We start from the raw sequence: 14,002 nt of genomic DNA, 5'->3' as shown, positions 1-14,002 counted from the left end.
ACGGCGCCCCCCGCCGTTCAAACCCCCGCTAGAACCACAACCACGGGTACGCCACAATGACCCCACCGGTACGAGCACCACGAGGGAGCACAACATCGTGAGCGAGCCGACCGCCATCCTGCTCATCGGGATCACCGGCTCCGGCAAAACCCACCTCGCCCAGGCCCTCGCGGACCACGGCCTCGTCCGACTCAGCGTGGACGAGGAGGTCCACCGTCTCTACGGGCGGTACGGCGTCGATTACCCCGAACACGGGTACTTCGAGCGCGAGGCCCCCGCGATCGAAACCGTACGCGCGCAGCTCACGGAGCACCTGCTCGTCGGCCACTCCGTCGTCCTCGATCACGGCCTGTGGCGTCGCTCCGAACGCGACGAGTGGAAGAAGACAGTCCGCGCCGCCGGCGGACGCCCGCTGATCGTCTACCTGCCGGCGTCCAAGGAGGAACTTCTGCGGCGCCTCGCCGCACGCAACCAGCGCCAGGACGCCAACGCGCTCGCCGTCACCCCCGAAGCCCTGGACGACTTCTTCGCCCGCTTCGAGCCCCCGGCCGACGACGAGGACGCCACGGAGTACCACGGCGACATTGACGCGGTCTACTCGATGACGCAGTGAGACCCGCACGCGACGCCGGCCGACTGGGAGACAGGAAACCCCCTGCTCGGCTTGGCGTGGGGGAACTGGTCCGATTCTCGGTGCCGCTGCTCTGCTGGAGCCCGGCCCTCAACTCGACGCGCCTGAGGTAACAGCCTGAAGCAGCGGCGTCAGCTCCTCCGCCAAGGCGAGGAGGACGCGGTCTGCGTACGCCGGTCCGATGATCTGGACGCCGATCGGCAGCCCCTCCTCGGTCGTGGTCACCGGTATGACCAAGCTGGGCAGGCCAACGTGGCTGGTGAGGTTGGCCCACCCGGTCTGGTCGAAGAAGCTGCGCTCCGTGCCGTCGACCACGAGCGAACGGCTGCCGGCGGGGATCGCGGGGGTGGGGGCGGCTGGCGTGAGGAGGACGTCGTGCTCCGTGAAGAACTGCTGCCAGGTCTGTCGGAGCCTGGCTCGGTCTTCGTCCGCACGGAGCCAGGTGCGATGGGTCTGGGTCCGGTGGCGGAGGAATGCCGCGCGGGGGCTGGCGTCGTCGTCCCGTAGTGCTCGCGCGGCGGCCAGTTCCTCGGCTGCGGCTTCGTCGCCGGTGGTGGCTGTCGCGGTGGCGTGCAGCAGCTGCTCGAACAGGCGCGTGGAGTCACCGAAGTGCACAGGGCCTATGGAGCGGCGGACCAGGGCCCCGGTCCTCGACAGCGTCTGCTCGACGGCGTCCAGGGCCCGTGCGGTCGCCTGGTCGACGGGGCAGCTCGGGTCCTCAGCCCAGATCGCGACGCGCAGCTGGTCGATGTTCTTGCTCGGTGTCGGCAGTTCCACGCGCCAGGGTGTGTTCTCGCCCGGCGACGGTGTGGTCAGCGCGGCGAGCAGCAGGTCGAGGTCTCGGGGGTGGCGGGCCAGGGGTCCGGGGGTGACCATGTCGCTGCTGGTGAGCCAGCCTGGCAGCCTGGGGATATGGCCGCGGGCCGGGACGAGCCCGTGTGTGGGCCGAAGGCCGTACACCCCGCAGTAGTGGGCCGGCAGGCGGAGTGAGCCGGCGAGGTCGCTGCCGAGGTCGGCGGGTGTGAGGTGGGCGGCGACCGCTGCGGCGGGTCCGCCGGAGGAGCCGCCGACTGTGCGGGCTGGGTCGTGCGGGTTGAGTGTGGGGCCGAAGAGGGCGTTGTCGGTGTGGAGGTCCTGGCAGTAGGCGGGGGTGTTGGTCTTGCCCATGATTACCGCGCCTTGGTGGCGGAGCCGTGCGACCGCGTCGGCGTCCCGCTTGGGGATGTGGTCCTTGAGGTCGTCGGCTCCGCTGGTGGTGCGCAGGCCGGCCGTTTCGAAGCTGTCCTTGATGGTGAGCGGGAGGCCGTCGAGGATTCCGGTGTTCTCGCCGCGGGCTCGGCGTTCGTCAGCCGCGTGGGCGGCTTGCCGGGCCGCGTCGTCGTCGCGGGTGATGACGGCGTTGACGGTGCTGCCGTCGATCCGGTCGAAGTGGAGATCGAGCAGTTCGCGGCTGGAGATCTCGCGGCGGTCCAGGGCGCGGAGCTGGACGTGCGCGGGCTGGCGGGTCAGGTCGGTCGTCATGCGCAGGCTCGCTCGGTGTGGGGGGTGCGGGCGGGTTCGTGGGGAAGGTGTCGGGCGACGGCGAGGAGGGCGGCGATCTCATCCAGGGGCCCACTGGTCTGGCGGTCGGCGTCGGCGAAGTCGGTGAGCTGGTCGGGGTCGGGACGTTCGCCTGCGGCGCGGGCGGCGATGCCGGCGAGGATCTGGTCGGCGGTGACAGCGGCGTTCAGCTCTTCGCCGTGGAGCCCTTCCGCCCGGTGGTGGGCTTCGCTGCTCTCGCGGACCGTTGTGTCGAGGTACGGGCGGATCACGAAGCGGCCGTCACGGATCTCAACCACGCGCCGGTAGAGCTTGATCCCGATGCTGCGGAAGCGACGTCGCTGGGCTGGGTCGGCACGGTCGATCGGCAGGGCGATCTCGGGCACCTCGCTGTAGAAGGCCAGCCACAGGGGGCACAGGCCACGGTAGCTGCGGTGCTGCTTGATCCGGTGCTGGACGTTGCGGGCCTGGTCACTGACCGTGGGCACCAGCCAGCCGATGAGGGTGAGCATGGCGCCGACGTCGCCGCAGGTCCAGGCGAAGCTCTCCCACTGGGCGAGGGACCTGTCGAAGGCGCCCGCGATGACGTCGCCGATCCGGACGGCGCTGTATCCGAGGGTGATGGTGGCGCCCAGGGCGACGACCCGCAGGCCGATGCGGACGGAGTCGCGGCTGCTGCGTCGGGCGAGTCGCCAGCAGGCCCGGACGAGGAACAGCTCTCCGAGGGTGTAGGCGGTGACGTACAGGGTGAGGTACGCCGCGTACAGGTTGTCGTGGGCGTAGTACAGCGTGAAGTCGATCGGTCTGGGGGCGCTGGGTGTCAGCAAGGCGAACAGCACCAGCAGCCCCGCGATCACCCCGAGGCCGACGCTGAGCCACGTCCGCGCCCTCCTGCGGGCGACCTCGGGGGGCGAGCCCCAGTAGGTGAGAACCACCTGCTGGCAGGCGATCAGCGCGACCACACATCCCATTGCCAGCGGCACGGAGAGGTTCACGGTGCCCAGGACGCGGTCGAGGTACTTCCACATCGGGGTGATGGAGAACAGGAACGACAGGCCCGACAGCAGAAAGACGGCGGCCAGGGCCGTGGAGGCGGGGTCGCGTCGCCGGGCGGGGACATCCCGCAGGAGGCACAGGAATCCCAGTGCGGCGACGACGAGACTGATCGGGTGGAGCAGGTCCTTCACCGTCGCGCCTCCCGTCGGCGCAGCAGGGTGTGCGTGACCCGGTCCTGGACGTCGTCGCCGGAGGACTCGTCGCTGCGCAGCCAACGGTCGATGATCCGGCTCTGGACGAGCGAAGCAAGGAGTTCGGTGTCGCGTTCCTCGGCCTCGTCGTACTTGGTCCGCCCCAACATCATCTGCACGACCGCTGGGTCCAGGGTGGTGATGAGAGCCGGCGCCAGGGCGGACAGCGGGCGGGACTCATGGTGCCCGAGCAGCAGGTGGCTGAACTCGTGAGCGATGATGTGATCTTGATGCAGAGGGCTGGTCCGCGGGTCGTAGAACACATAGACGGCACTCTCGGTGACGGCACATGCCCCGCAGACCGACGGCGCCTGCTCCTGCGGCACCAGAATTACCTCGCGGCCGGTGCGACGGGAGATCTCGTCCCGTAGGTCGCGGACGCTTGTGACGTGGGGGAGGTCCAACTCGGCCAGGAGATCCCCCTGGCGTCGCCTACGTACAGACCACATTCTCGTTCCTTGCTCATTTCCTGAACTGCAGCCGGAAGTCGGCTAGTTGGAGGGCGGAAGCCCCTCCATCTTTCGCACGCCGTCCACGAGACCGAGAACCGCGTCCTTCCCGTCCGCCGAGACATCGGAGAGACGAAGGAGAACGTTTTTGATCTTCGAATCGCGGAGCAATTCCAGCAACTTCAGCTCCTGCGCAGTCTTTTCGGCGACTTCATCGTCGAACCAGTAGGCGGCAGGAACACCGAAAAACGTTGCGAGCGCTTCGAGATGACGCATCGTCGGATTATCGCGGCGTCCGGTGCGCAGCATCCACAGATAGGTGGACGTCACCGTTTCAAGCCCTCGCGCGGCCATCAGCTCGGCCACCTCGGCATTGCTGTATGGGCCGCGATCAGGCGGGTGCACCACGTCAAACAGGCGGTTGAGCCGCTCGCTGAGCTTCCGCGCGCGCGGACTCATCGGCTCCTTTGTCAACTCTTTCATGATCCTTTCCGGGACGCGGGTTCATTCGGGTTGAGTCACTGTACTCCACCATTAACACCAGTTGACGCACCGATCCTGAATATGGATAGTTCTTCCTCACCAGCACGTTTCCGCGTTTAGGCGCGCCTCCTCGGTCGGCCCGTTCGTGTTTACCGGCAGAGGCGCACTGGCCGACGTGACGCGTGCCATATTCACCCGGCGACATACGTTGCGCCTGGGGTTGCAGGGCGTTTTTGATCTTCGAGCGGAAGGTGCAGGGGTGGCGGTGGGAACACTCAATCCACTTCGCAATGGCAGTGCGGCCAATTCCGCGCGCCCGCTCTATTTCGGACATTCTGGCGCACTTCGCAAGTTCCGGGCAACCATGGCCATGGACCGCCCGGAGGCTTTGCCGCAGACCGCGCCATCAACCGCGAGCGATTACGAGAGCTTTTCGCGTCGTCACGCTCTGCGACTAGTACAGAGATTAAGAACCAACTCTGGATCTTGACACGGGTCCGTGCGTATGTTCGTCGTCCCCGGGCAGCCCGCCCGGCGCCATAAACGTGAGGAGCACGGCAGGTACCGACCAGACCGTGTAGGTCCGCATACAGCGGCGGCGCCCGAGAGCGGTAACTCCCGGACGCCGAACGCTCAGCGGCATAACCCGCCCCGGCAAGGGCGGAGATTGCCCACTATCACCACGCTGATCCCTTCCACGGGGCGCTTCAGCGTGGCAACACTGCAAAGGGGATTCTTGCATGCCTCCTGCCCTGCGCAAAAGGCCAAACTGCCTGGCCTGCGCGGCAGCCGCCTCCATCTCGGTGCCTTCCCGACCCGGGCCGGAGAACCCCACCCCGGCCTCGGTAAACCGTCGGCCCCGCCTCGTGAGCGGGAGCGGCCGATGAGCAGCGATGCCCGCGAGTGGGTGTGGGAGCACAGCTCCAGCCGGGGAACCGCACGCCTGGTCCTGCTGTCGATCGCCGACCGGGTGACCGACGAGCAGTGCGTCTCCTGGGCCTCCCTGACCAGCCTGGCCAAGCGCACGCGCGCCTCCGTGTCCACGGTGCGCGAAGCCATCAGCCGACTCGTCGACGACGGTGAGCTGGAGCAGCTCGACGACCTCACCGGCCCGCAGCGCAGCACGGTCTACCGCCTGCCCCTCGCCGCCAAGGCCGTCGCGCAGGCCCCGCGAGAGCAGCAGGAGGACAGCCACGCTGCGTCGCCCGACGAGTCCGAGCCCGCCTTGACACTCCGGATCTCGGCCCTGCGACGGTGCGGAATCCGCCCGCGAGAGGTACCGGAATCCCCCGCGAGGGTCCGGAAACCGGCAGTACCGGAAACCGGCAGGTCCCGACGGAAACCGGCACCTCGACGTACCGGAAACCGGCACAGCGATGTACCGGAAACCGGCACACAGAACCGTAGTGAACCGGAATTGAACCGTAGGTACAGCAGTGGTGGTGCCGCCGTCACCTCGGCTGCCGAGTGGCAGGTCGACCCAGCCACCCACGCCTGGACCCGCCAGCAGGGACACCTCGACCGCCTCGGCGAGGAGGGCCTGCAGGCAGCCGATGCGAAGTGGCGTGCCCACCGCGCCGACTTCAAACCGCGGACCGCGGCGGCCTGGGCTGCCGACTGGCGCTCCTGGGTCGCTCGGGAGCACGCCTCGGGCCGCCCGACTCTCTACGCCGTGCCTGGCAAGGACCCCGCTCAGCCGGGCGGCATGACGCGGGCCGAGGCCCACACTGCCGCTCTCCTCGCCGCCCTCGACGAGCCGACCGGAACGGAGTAGCCACACCGTGGACCGCCGCGAAATCGCCGCCCTGCTGGCCTACATCGGCCGACTCGACCCCCGCACCATCCGCACCGACCAGGGTGAGGCCCGCGACCAGCTCGCCCAGTGGCACGAGCTGCTCGGCGACGTGCCGATGGCCACCCCGCACGGCTGGGACGCCCGCGTCGCCGCCCGCCAGCACATCCGCATCTCGCCGTACCCGATCCTGCCCGCGGACGTCGCCCGCCCGTGGGAGAGCTACCGGCGCGACCGCCTGGCCCGGCACACCGACCCAACGCCATCCGTGGACCCGGACGACCAGGCCGCCTGGACCGCCGAGCTGGCCGGTACCCGCCGCGCCGTCGCCACCGGCACCACCCAGCCCGCACAGGCTCGGGCGATCACCAGCGGCCGGGGCGGGATCGACCCGAAGCTGGAGGCGCGGCTGCGGGAGATCGGCTCCTGCATACCGCCCGCCGCCCGCGCCGCCCTCGCGCCCTACCGTCCAGCCCGAGCAGCCCGCGAGGCCGCCGTAGCGCAGGGAATGCCCGACGCTCTGAGCGTTCGGTGCGAGTGGTGCCTGGCCCAGCCCGGCGAGCCGTGCCGCCGCCGGAGGATCGGCCCCGACGACGGAGCACGCGGAACCGCCCCGCGCGCCACCCCGCACCCCGGCCGCCTTGACCTCGCCGCCGCCCAGCAGGCGCAGCAGCCCGCCATGGCCTGACCGGCGCATCCGGCGCGTGCATCCCGTCCGCTGCACCGCCACAACATCCCCGTCCCGCACCGGCTGCGGCGCACGCCCTCGTGCCGCAGCCGGCACCCGACGCCGCGCCCGCCGAGCACCGCCCCGGCCGGCCGACGCGGCAGCACATCGGAGACCCGCCTTGCGCCACATCACCACCCACGACCTGCCGGCCACCGGCCTGCGCGGCATCGGCGACACCAGCTGGCACACCCGCGGTGCGTGCCACGGCATGGACGTCGAGGACGCCGACGCCGTGTTCTTCCCCGGGCCCCGGGACCACGAAGAGATCGCGGAGGCGAAGGAGCTGTGCGGCTGGTGCCCCGTACGCCGCGACTGCCTCGACTTCGCCGTTGAGAACGTCCTCAAGGACGGCATCTGGGGCGGACTCACCGAAGCCGAGCGGCGCCCCCTGCATGACGGCCTGCACCAGCGCCTCGACTACCGGCGCGTGACCGCCTTCTTCCAGGGACGCGACGTGCACCTGACCGAGGCCGAGCGGCAGGTCGTCATCGACCACGCCTACGTCCGGGGCTGGCGGCCCAACCGGCTCGCCGCCGCCCTGCAGATCAGCCACAAGCACGCCCGAGACCTGCTCCGGCAAGCCGCCAACAAGGTCTTCGACCGCGACCGCACCTACGGCGTCCCCCGCCCCAAGAAGAAGCGGAAGAAGACCTCCAAGGCAGCGAGCACCCCTACGCCCGCCGCTCCCGGCACTCAGCAGCCGGCAGCCCGCCCGGCAGCGTCGACCACGGCGCCCGCCCCTCTCGGAAAGGCCGCATGACCCACCCCGTCCTCGCCTTCGGTGCCGCTTCGGACCTCCCGCTCCCTCTCGCCGCCGTCGTGCCCGCCGCCCTCGCGCTCGTGCTGACCGCCTGGACCATCCGGCGCCGGGGAACCCGCCCGCAGAAACGTCTCGGCGGCCCGGCGGTCAAGGTCGCCGCCCTCGCCGCCCTCGGCTGCACCGCCTACAGCGCCGACACGAGCTGGCGCTTCGCCGCCGACTACCTCGACATGGCCGGCACCGCCGAGCGGGCCGGCATGTTCGCCGCCGCCGAACTCGCCCTGTTCGCCACCGCGCTCATGGCCCGGCAGAACCTGGCCACCCAGGGCGCCCCCGGTCTGCCGGGCACCCTGGTCTGGGTGATCACCGGAGTGCAGGTGATCCCCGCCTACGCCGAGAGCGGCCCTGTCGGCGGCACGGTCCGCGCCTTCGTCGGGCCGGTCATGGCAGCGATGCTGTGGCACCTCGCCATGGGCATCGAACTGCGCCTGCGCACCCCCGGCGCCGCTTCCCACGGACTGATCGCCGTCCTGGGCCGGGAGGCACGCGAGCGGCTCCTGTCCCGCCTCGGTATCGCCGCGCGAGACCGCGACGCAGCACAGATCACCCGAGACCGGGCCACCGCCCGCGCAGTCGCCCTCGCCGCCCGCCTCGCCGAGCGCACGCCCGAGCAGCAGCGAAACCGTAACGGTCGACGGCTGACACGGCGCCTGTCGAAGGCGGTCGGCAGGGCCTCGGTCGGCACCGACCCCCTCCAGCGCGCACAGCTGCTCGACCAGCTCGCCGCACGTCGGCACGCCCTCGCGCTCGCCACGGTCCCGCTTCCCTCTCCCTGGTCCCCGGCGCACAGCCCCACAACGGCAGCAACTGTCCCCTCACAGCCAACGTCGAATGTGCCGGTCTCCGTCCACGATCTCCACGGTCCCGACGAGTCGGACTCGGACCGGGGACCGGGCGGCCCGCGGGGACCGGTCCCCGAAATCGCGGACTCGAAGGCATCGGCAGACGCGGGGACCGGAGGTGACGAAACGGGGACCGTCGTGGGGACCAAGGCACCGGAAAATGGCCCGGTCCCGGGGACCGGTCCCGCCAATCCGGAGACCGCGGAGGGGGACGCCGCAGGCGCGGGGACCAGCCGCAACACGCGAGAAGTCCCTGCTCAGGGCCCCGATTCGCATCGGGGACCGAGCGCCGCCAATTCGGGGACCGAGACCACCGCGGACCAGGGACCGACCGACACCGAGTCCGGGACCGAGACCACCGCGGACCGGGGACACAAGGTCCCCCTCCGCCGGAAGACGACCACGAAGCCCCGGACGAAGAACAAGGGGAAGCGTGCCCGGTCCCGCTCCCCGCAGACGCAGCGCACGGTCCGCGAGCTGGACGAGTCGGAGCGCCAGCTTGTCCGGGAGGTCCGCCCCCACCTCCCCGCCCTGCTCGCACGGGACGGCAACGAAGCGATCACCCGGGTACAGCTGCGGGAAATCATCCGCCGCGAGGGCCTGATGGGGGTCGGGAACGACCGAATCACCTTCGTCCTCCGAGAGCTGCGGAGCGACGACATCACGACGACAAGGAGCACCGCCCGATGAAGACCTGCCACCAGTTCGACACCACCCGCGCGGAGTACGAGCGAGAGATCGGATTCATGCTCGCTCACTCCGAGCGGCACGCGGGCAGGCCGGCGGCGAAGTCCAGCGCGAAGCAGGCTGCCTCGACGAAGCAGAGGATGGCGCGCGCTCTCAACAGCCACGTCGGGCGCTGCCCCGAGTGCGGCTGAACCGACAAAACCCCAGTTCAAAGCCCCTATCCGTAACGGGTGGCCCGGCTCCGTGCCGGGCCACCGCCCCGCTTAGGAGGTACGCCGTGTTTCCGCGTCCCCCTCGTTCGTCCGAGCCCACCGTCGCCGAGGCCGGCACCTGGGCGGACGTCCTGGTCCGCCAGCGACTCCTGCACGCTGCCGTCCTCACGCCGACCGGCCAGTGGCTCGTCCAGGACCACCCCGACGGACCCGTCCGCGTCCTTGCGGGACCCGCCCATCTCCTCGCGCTGGCCGCGACCATCCAGCACCACACCCGCTCCACGAGGCCCGAATCCCGATGACGAACGCACCCAAGAACGGCACCACCCCGGAACCTGATCCCGACTCCAACTCGGTCTCGGGGCGAGCAAGTTATCCCCTTGGATACTCCGCCTTGAGCGGAGCATCCAAGGGCTCCCCCGCCCCTGGGGGGCCGGGGCTCGTCCGGCGCCGGGGGACGCCAGACGACGAGGCTGCGACCGAGGGCGGATCGCAGCCAGAAGGGACACAGGACGAACGTGAGCAGCCTCGCACGCGCCGCCGCAAGTACCAACGTCGCCAACGTCCGCACGTCCGCAACACCCGCTTCAGTGACGACGAACTCATCCTCGTGACCGCCGGCGCGAAGGCCGCCGGCCTCACCCTCGCCGGCTTCCTCGCCCGTGCTGCTCTCTCTGCTGCCCGTGACCTCGAACGAACCGCTAGTGCCGTTGCCGACGAGCGTGAGGTGATCGCCGAGTTCTTCGCCGCCCGTCGGCACCTCGGCCACATCGGCAACAACCTGAACCAGATCGCCCGAGCGGTCAACGCCGGAGCTCACCCGGCCGAACTCGACGTGGTCATCGCGGCCACCGACCGCGCCGTCCAGCGCGTCCAGCACGCCACCGACCGACTCCTCCACCAGGACTAGGACCGCCTCACCTCCATGATCCCCAGGATCCAAAAGCGCGGCCAGCGCACCATCGGCCTCCTCTACTACCTCTACGGACCGGGCAAGTTCGAGGAGCACACCGATCCCCACCTCGTCGCCTCCTGGGACCACAACGCTCCCGACCCCGGCCGCGACGCCACCGCGACCCTCAAACAGCTCCAGCAGCTACTGGACCAGCCCGTCGAGAACATCGACCCGTCGCAACGCCCGAAGAAGCATGTGTGGCATCTGTCCGTGCGCAATGGCGGCGAGGACCGGATCCTGTCGGATGAGGAATGGGGCGACGTGGCACGCCGGATGGTCGCCGCTGCAGGGATCGACGACCCCGAGGCTGGAGCGGGCTGCCGGTGGGCTGCTGTGCGGCACGCTGACGACCACATCCATATCGTCGCCACCCTCGTCCGTGAAGACGGGTACAAGCCTGATCTCGACAACGACGCCATCCGTGTGCAGGCGCAAGCCCGGCTCCTCGAAGCGGAGCTGGGTCTGCGGCGCCTCAACAAGGGTGACGGCACCGCAGCGAAGCGGCCCACCAGCGCCGAACGCCACAAGGCCGAACGCCAGGGCCGTGAGCGCACCGCACGCGAGGAACTGCGCGAAACCGTACGGCGGGCGGTGGCCGGCGCGAGGAGCGACGAGGAGTTCTTCGACCGGCTCGCAGCCGCCGGCCTCCTGATCCGCAAACGCGCCGCGCCCTCCGGCGACCTGCTCGGATACAAGGTCGCTCTGCCCGACGACCTGAACAAGGACGGCGAGCCGGTGTTCTATCCCGGCGTCCGCCTGGCCCCCGACCTGTCGCTGCCCCGCATCCGCGAGCGCTGGACCGGTGAGGCCCAGGATGTTCCAGCTGCCCGGGAGGAGGCGATCCGTACGGGGCCGGGCAGTCCGGCCGCCGCGCGCCGCGGGACGACATCGGCTGTGTGGCAGGCCGTGCTCGTCATCGAGCACGGCGACGATGCGGTCGCCGCCGCCCACATCGCCGCGGCCGGCGAGGTCCTGGACGCCCTCGCGAAGACCTCAGCTGCCCACACCCGCCGCGAACTACGCGACGCCGCAACGGCTTTTGAACGGGCCTCGCGCTCTCACATCCGCGCCGTACGCGGGCACGATCGAGCCCTGCGGCAGGCCGCCCGCGACCTCGTCCAGGGCGGCCCGGCCCTCGGCCGCGGTGAGGACGGCGCCACCACGGCGATGGTGATCGACATGCTGTTCTTCCTGATCACCGCCGCCGCGCACTGGCATGCCAGGAAGGGGCACGCCCAGCAGGCAGAGGCAGCCGCCCGCGCCGCCGAGCACCTTCGCACCGCCTACCAGGCCGCCGCCGCCCAGCCCCTCGGTGTGCTCTACCAGCGCGGCCGGCGTCTGAGCCGGCCGGTGCTCCAGCGGCAGACGGAGCTGCTGCGCGAGGCGCTCCCGGAGCTGGCCGAGCAGATCCTCGCCGAGCCCGGCTGGTACGCCCTGGCGGCGACGATCGCGGAGGCCGAAGCCGCCGGCCACGACCCGGCCGCCCTCCTGTCCGACGTTGCCTCACGGCGTGAACTCGGCACTGCGGACTCCGTCAGCGACGTGCTCGTGTGGCGGATGCGGCGGACCGCCGACCTGCCCGCCGATGCCTCCCACCTGCCCGAGACCAGCACCGCAGGGAACCGGTCCGCGACGCGCGGGACGACCACCAGGCCCTCCGCGCCCGGCAGGCGACGCAGCGGAGAAGAGAGCCCGCGTCAGGCCCGGTAGGGCCGCCGGATGCCGGTACAACGACGTGTGATCGGGCACACCGTGGCAACGCCGCCGCACCGTACCGAAATACGCCCGAGAAGCCGAGCGCCCCTGCTGACCTGGCCGGAGAGGCTGTGGACTTTGTGAATTGAAACCACCGGTGGCGTGGGGCACGATCATGAAGCGCACAGGACGAGATGACGAGGTAAAGGAGGCCGCCAGGGTGTTTCACCGGATACGCCGCCGGGCCAAGGAGCCGACCGAAGCTCAGAGGCAGTTCGCCGAGCTGCACGCTCAGCTGCAAGGCCAGGTACCGCCCGGCTTCGGAGTACCGGCGCCTGAGCCGGAGCCCGCCGAGCCGGCCGCCGTCGTGGACGACTTCCTTCCGCCGGAACTGCGCGTGCCGAGTCACGACCAGGTCGAAGGCAAGATGATGCCCTGGGCGCAGCCCCTCGTTCTCGACGGCGAGATGGCCGCCTGTGCCGACTGCGGCGCGTACCGGGACTGGCTCATCCTCTCCACCCGCGGTGAGATCTGGCTGCGCTGCCGAGCCGGCCACCAGCAGCGGGAGACTCGCATCGACACCGCCTGGTACAACCGGCACTCCGGGCCGGCGGACGCGACGCACGCCACGTTCGAGGACTGCCTGCGCCACCTCGGATACTGACCACCACTCCTCCGACCCCACCGGGCCTGCGGGCCCCCACTGACCACCCGTCGCCTAGCACCAAGGGGTCAGTTCCGCCATGCGCGTTCGCGTCGCCACCACCGCACTCGGCATCACCGCCGCCCTCCTCGCTCTGCCCGCCTGCTCCACCGACACCACCGGGACCAAGCACCAGACCTCTTCCTCCTCCCGTACGGGAAAGCCGTCCGGTGCCGTCCAGAATCCGGTCGCGCTCTCCTCGGCCGCGCTCGGGTCCCGCCTGCTCGACCAGAGCGACCTCGGAAGCGGCTACCTGCCGAAGCCCGAGCGTCCGGCCCAGCACGACGACGTCACCGTCATCGGCTGCCCGGCCCTCAGCGAGCTGGGCGGCGACGCGGCGACCGGCGGCACTCTCGCCTTCCCGCACAAGGCGAAGGCTGACTTCACCTACGGCAACAGCTCCTCGGAGATCTCCGAGGAGCTGTACAGCGACAGCCCGAACAAGCTGTCCCACGGCATCGACCGGATCTTCGACGCCATGACCGGCTGCCCGACCTATCAGGTCGTCGCGGGCGGCACCCCGGTTGACGTGACCTCGCAGAAGCTGCCCACACCCCACCGCGGCGACGAGCGGTGGAGCCAGCTCCTGACGTTCGTCGCCGGGGGACGGAGCACCGTGGTCAAGCAGACCGCGATCCGCGACGGCAGCCTGCTGCTCGTCGTCTCCGGCTCCCCGGCCCTCGTCGACCGCCACCTCGACAAGGCCCTCGTCAAGGCCACGGCGACCAGCTGACCTGCGTGCACGTCACGCTGCTGCCTCCGACCTGCACAGGTCGGGGGCAGCAGTGCGTTACGGGCTGACGCGTTGAGCAGCGCGAGCGGCTTGGGCCGGCACCCAGGCTCGGACCTGGCCGGGCTGTACGTAGAGCACGTTCGGGTTGTGACTGTGCGGCCCGTAGCCGCTGGAGGCGTTCACGAGCAGGTACGCCCCCGCGGGGACGTGCCAGTTCCAGAACCAGGCGTCCTGCTGCCGCCCGGTGTCGCACCAGGTCACGACAGCTTTGGAGCCACGGCGACCGCGCTGGTAGACCCGTGCCACCTGGAGGAGTTGGCCCTGCCCGGAGCTTCGGTGCTGCTGGAATGCCTGCCACTGCGCCGCGAGGGCGGCCGTGCGCTTGCGACGTGAACGGACCGTCAACGCGATCGTCACGGCGACGACGAGGGCGACGACCAGAAAGGCCCCGAGGCTGGTGGGCATTGCCGCATCCTGCACCGTT

Annotated in this window: 16 protein-coding genes; 11 read left to right on the top strand and 5 right to left on the bottom strand. The window is 70.4% G+C overall.

The window, feature by feature from the left end; translation table 11 throughout:
• The first annotated feature begins 97 nt into the window (after window positions 1–97).
• A complete protein-coding gene (locus tag OG747_RS41095; RefSeq protein WP_405884428.1) occupies window positions 98–613 on the top strand; it encodes an AAA family ATPase in 516 nt (171 codons plus the stop codon).
• 108 nt (window positions 614–721) lie between these two features.
• Here OG747_RS41095 and OG747_RS41090 read toward each other — a convergent pair whose 3' ends face one another.
• From OG747_RS41090 to OG747_RS41075, 4 genes are read right to left on the bottom strand one after another with little or no spacing between them, the layout of a single operon-like run.
• Window positions 722–2,152 (bottom strand): amidase family protein, encoded by a 1,431-nt coding sequence (locus tag OG747_RS41090; protein ID WP_405884427.1) that lies wholly within the window; start codon window positions 2,150–2,152, stop codon window positions 722–724.
• On the bottom strand, window positions 2,149–3,357 hold the full coding sequence (locus OG747_RS41085; RefSeq protein WP_405884426.1) for an MAB_1171c family putative transporter: 1,209 nt from the start codon (window positions 3,355–3,357) through the stop codon (window positions 2,149–2,151). The genes OG747_RS41090 and OG747_RS41085 overlap by 4 nt, the downstream gene beginning before the upstream one ends.
• On the bottom strand, window positions 3,354–3,866 hold the full coding sequence (locus OG747_RS41080; protein ID WP_405884425.1) for a ParH-like protein: 513 nt from the start codon (window positions 3,864–3,866) through the stop codon (window positions 3,354–3,356). Before OG747_RS41080 ends, OG747_RS41085 begins: the two co-directional genes overlap by 4 nt.
• Before the next feature lie 42 nt (window positions 3,867–3,908).
• Window positions 3,909–4,349 carry an XRE family transcriptional regulator gene (locus OG747_RS41075; protein WP_235613867.1) on the bottom strand — a complete coding sequence of 147 codons (441 nt, stop codon included), beginning with the start codon at window positions 4,347–4,349 and terminating at the stop codon, window positions 3,909–3,911.
• Between the two features lie 883 nt (window positions 4,350–5,232).
• Here OG747_RS41075 and OG747_RS41070 point away from each other — a divergent pair.
• From OG747_RS41070 to OG747_RS41025, 10 genes are all read left to right on the top strand, one after another.
• The gene (locus OG747_RS41070; protein ID WP_405884424.1) at window positions 5,233–6,123 is read left to right on the top strand and encodes a helix-turn-helix domain-containing protein; all 891 of its coding nucleotides are present in this window, start codon (window positions 5,233–5,235) and stop codon (window positions 6,121–6,123) included.
• A gap of 7 nt (window positions 6,124–6,130) precedes the next feature.
• On the top strand, window positions 6,131–6,829 hold the full coding sequence (locus tag OG747_RS41065; RefSeq protein WP_405884423.1) for a hypothetical protein: 699 nt from the start codon (window positions 6,131–6,133) through the stop codon (window positions 6,827–6,829).
• Window positions 6,830–6,989: 160 nt separating this feature from the next.
• Window positions 6,990–7,631, top strand: coding sequence for a WhiB family transcriptional regulator (locus OG747_RS41060; protein WP_405884422.1), 642 nt, complete (start codon window positions 6,990–6,992; stop codon window positions 7,629–7,631).
• Window positions 7,628–9,223 (top strand): hypothetical protein, encoded by a 1,596-nt coding sequence (locus OG747_RS41055; RefSeq protein ID WP_405884421.1) that lies wholly within the window; start codon window positions 7,628–7,630, stop codon window positions 9,221–9,223. The genes OG747_RS41060 and OG747_RS41055 overlap by 4 nt, the downstream gene beginning before the upstream one ends.
• A complete protein-coding gene (locus OG747_RS41050; protein WP_212726578.1) occupies window positions 9,220–9,411 on the top strand; it encodes a hypothetical protein in 192 nt (63 codons plus the stop codon). Before OG747_RS41055 ends, OG747_RS41050 begins: the two co-directional genes overlap by 4 nt.
• A gap of 86 nt (window positions 9,412–9,497) precedes the next feature.
• A complete protein-coding gene (locus OG747_RS41045) occupies window positions 9,498–9,734 on the top strand; it encodes a hypothetical protein (RefSeq protein ID WP_405884420.1) in 237 nt (78 codons plus the stop codon).
• The gene (locus tag OG747_RS41040) at window positions 9,731–10,342 is read left to right on the top strand and encodes a MobC family plasmid mobilization relaxosome protein (RefSeq protein ID WP_405884419.1); all 612 of its coding nucleotides are present in this window, start codon (window positions 9,731–9,733) and stop codon (window positions 10,340–10,342) included. Before OG747_RS41045 ends, OG747_RS41040 begins: the two co-directional genes overlap by 4 nt.
• A gap of 15 nt (window positions 10,343–10,357) precedes the next feature.
• Window positions 10,358–12,097 (top strand): mobilization protein, encoded by a 1,740-nt coding sequence (locus OG747_RS41035; RefSeq protein ID WP_405884418.1) that lies wholly within the window; start codon window positions 10,358–10,360, stop codon window positions 12,095–12,097.
• A gap of 205 nt (window positions 12,098–12,302) precedes the next feature.
• Window positions 12,303–12,746, top strand: coding sequence for a hypothetical protein (locus OG747_RS41030; RefSeq protein ID WP_405884417.1), 444 nt, complete (start codon window positions 12,303–12,305; stop codon window positions 12,744–12,746).
• Between the two features lie 79 nt (window positions 12,747–12,825).
• Window positions 12,826–13,518: a hypothetical protein gene (locus OG747_RS41025; protein WP_405884416.1), complete on the top strand. Its 693-nt coding sequence runs from the start codon at window positions 12,826–12,828 to the stop codon at window positions 13,516–13,518.
• A gap of 57 nt (window positions 13,519–13,575) precedes the next feature.
• Here the strand turns inward: OG747_RS41025 and OG747_RS41020 are convergent, their stop codons facing one another.
• Window positions 13,576–13,983, bottom strand: coding sequence for a hypothetical protein (locus tag OG747_RS41020; RefSeq protein WP_405884415.1), 408 nt, complete (start codon window positions 13,981–13,983; stop codon window positions 13,576–13,578).
• Window positions 13,984–14,002 lie beyond the last annotated feature (19 nt).

It is taken from the genome of Streptomyces sp. NBC_01384 (assembly GCF_045040035.1).
Taxonomy (GTDB): Bacteria; Actinomycetota; Actinomycetes; order Streptomycetales; family Streptomycetaceae; genus Streptomyces.
The sequence above is the reverse complement of the archived record's forward strand: the minus strand, read 5'-3'. Positions and strand labels throughout refer to the sequence as shown.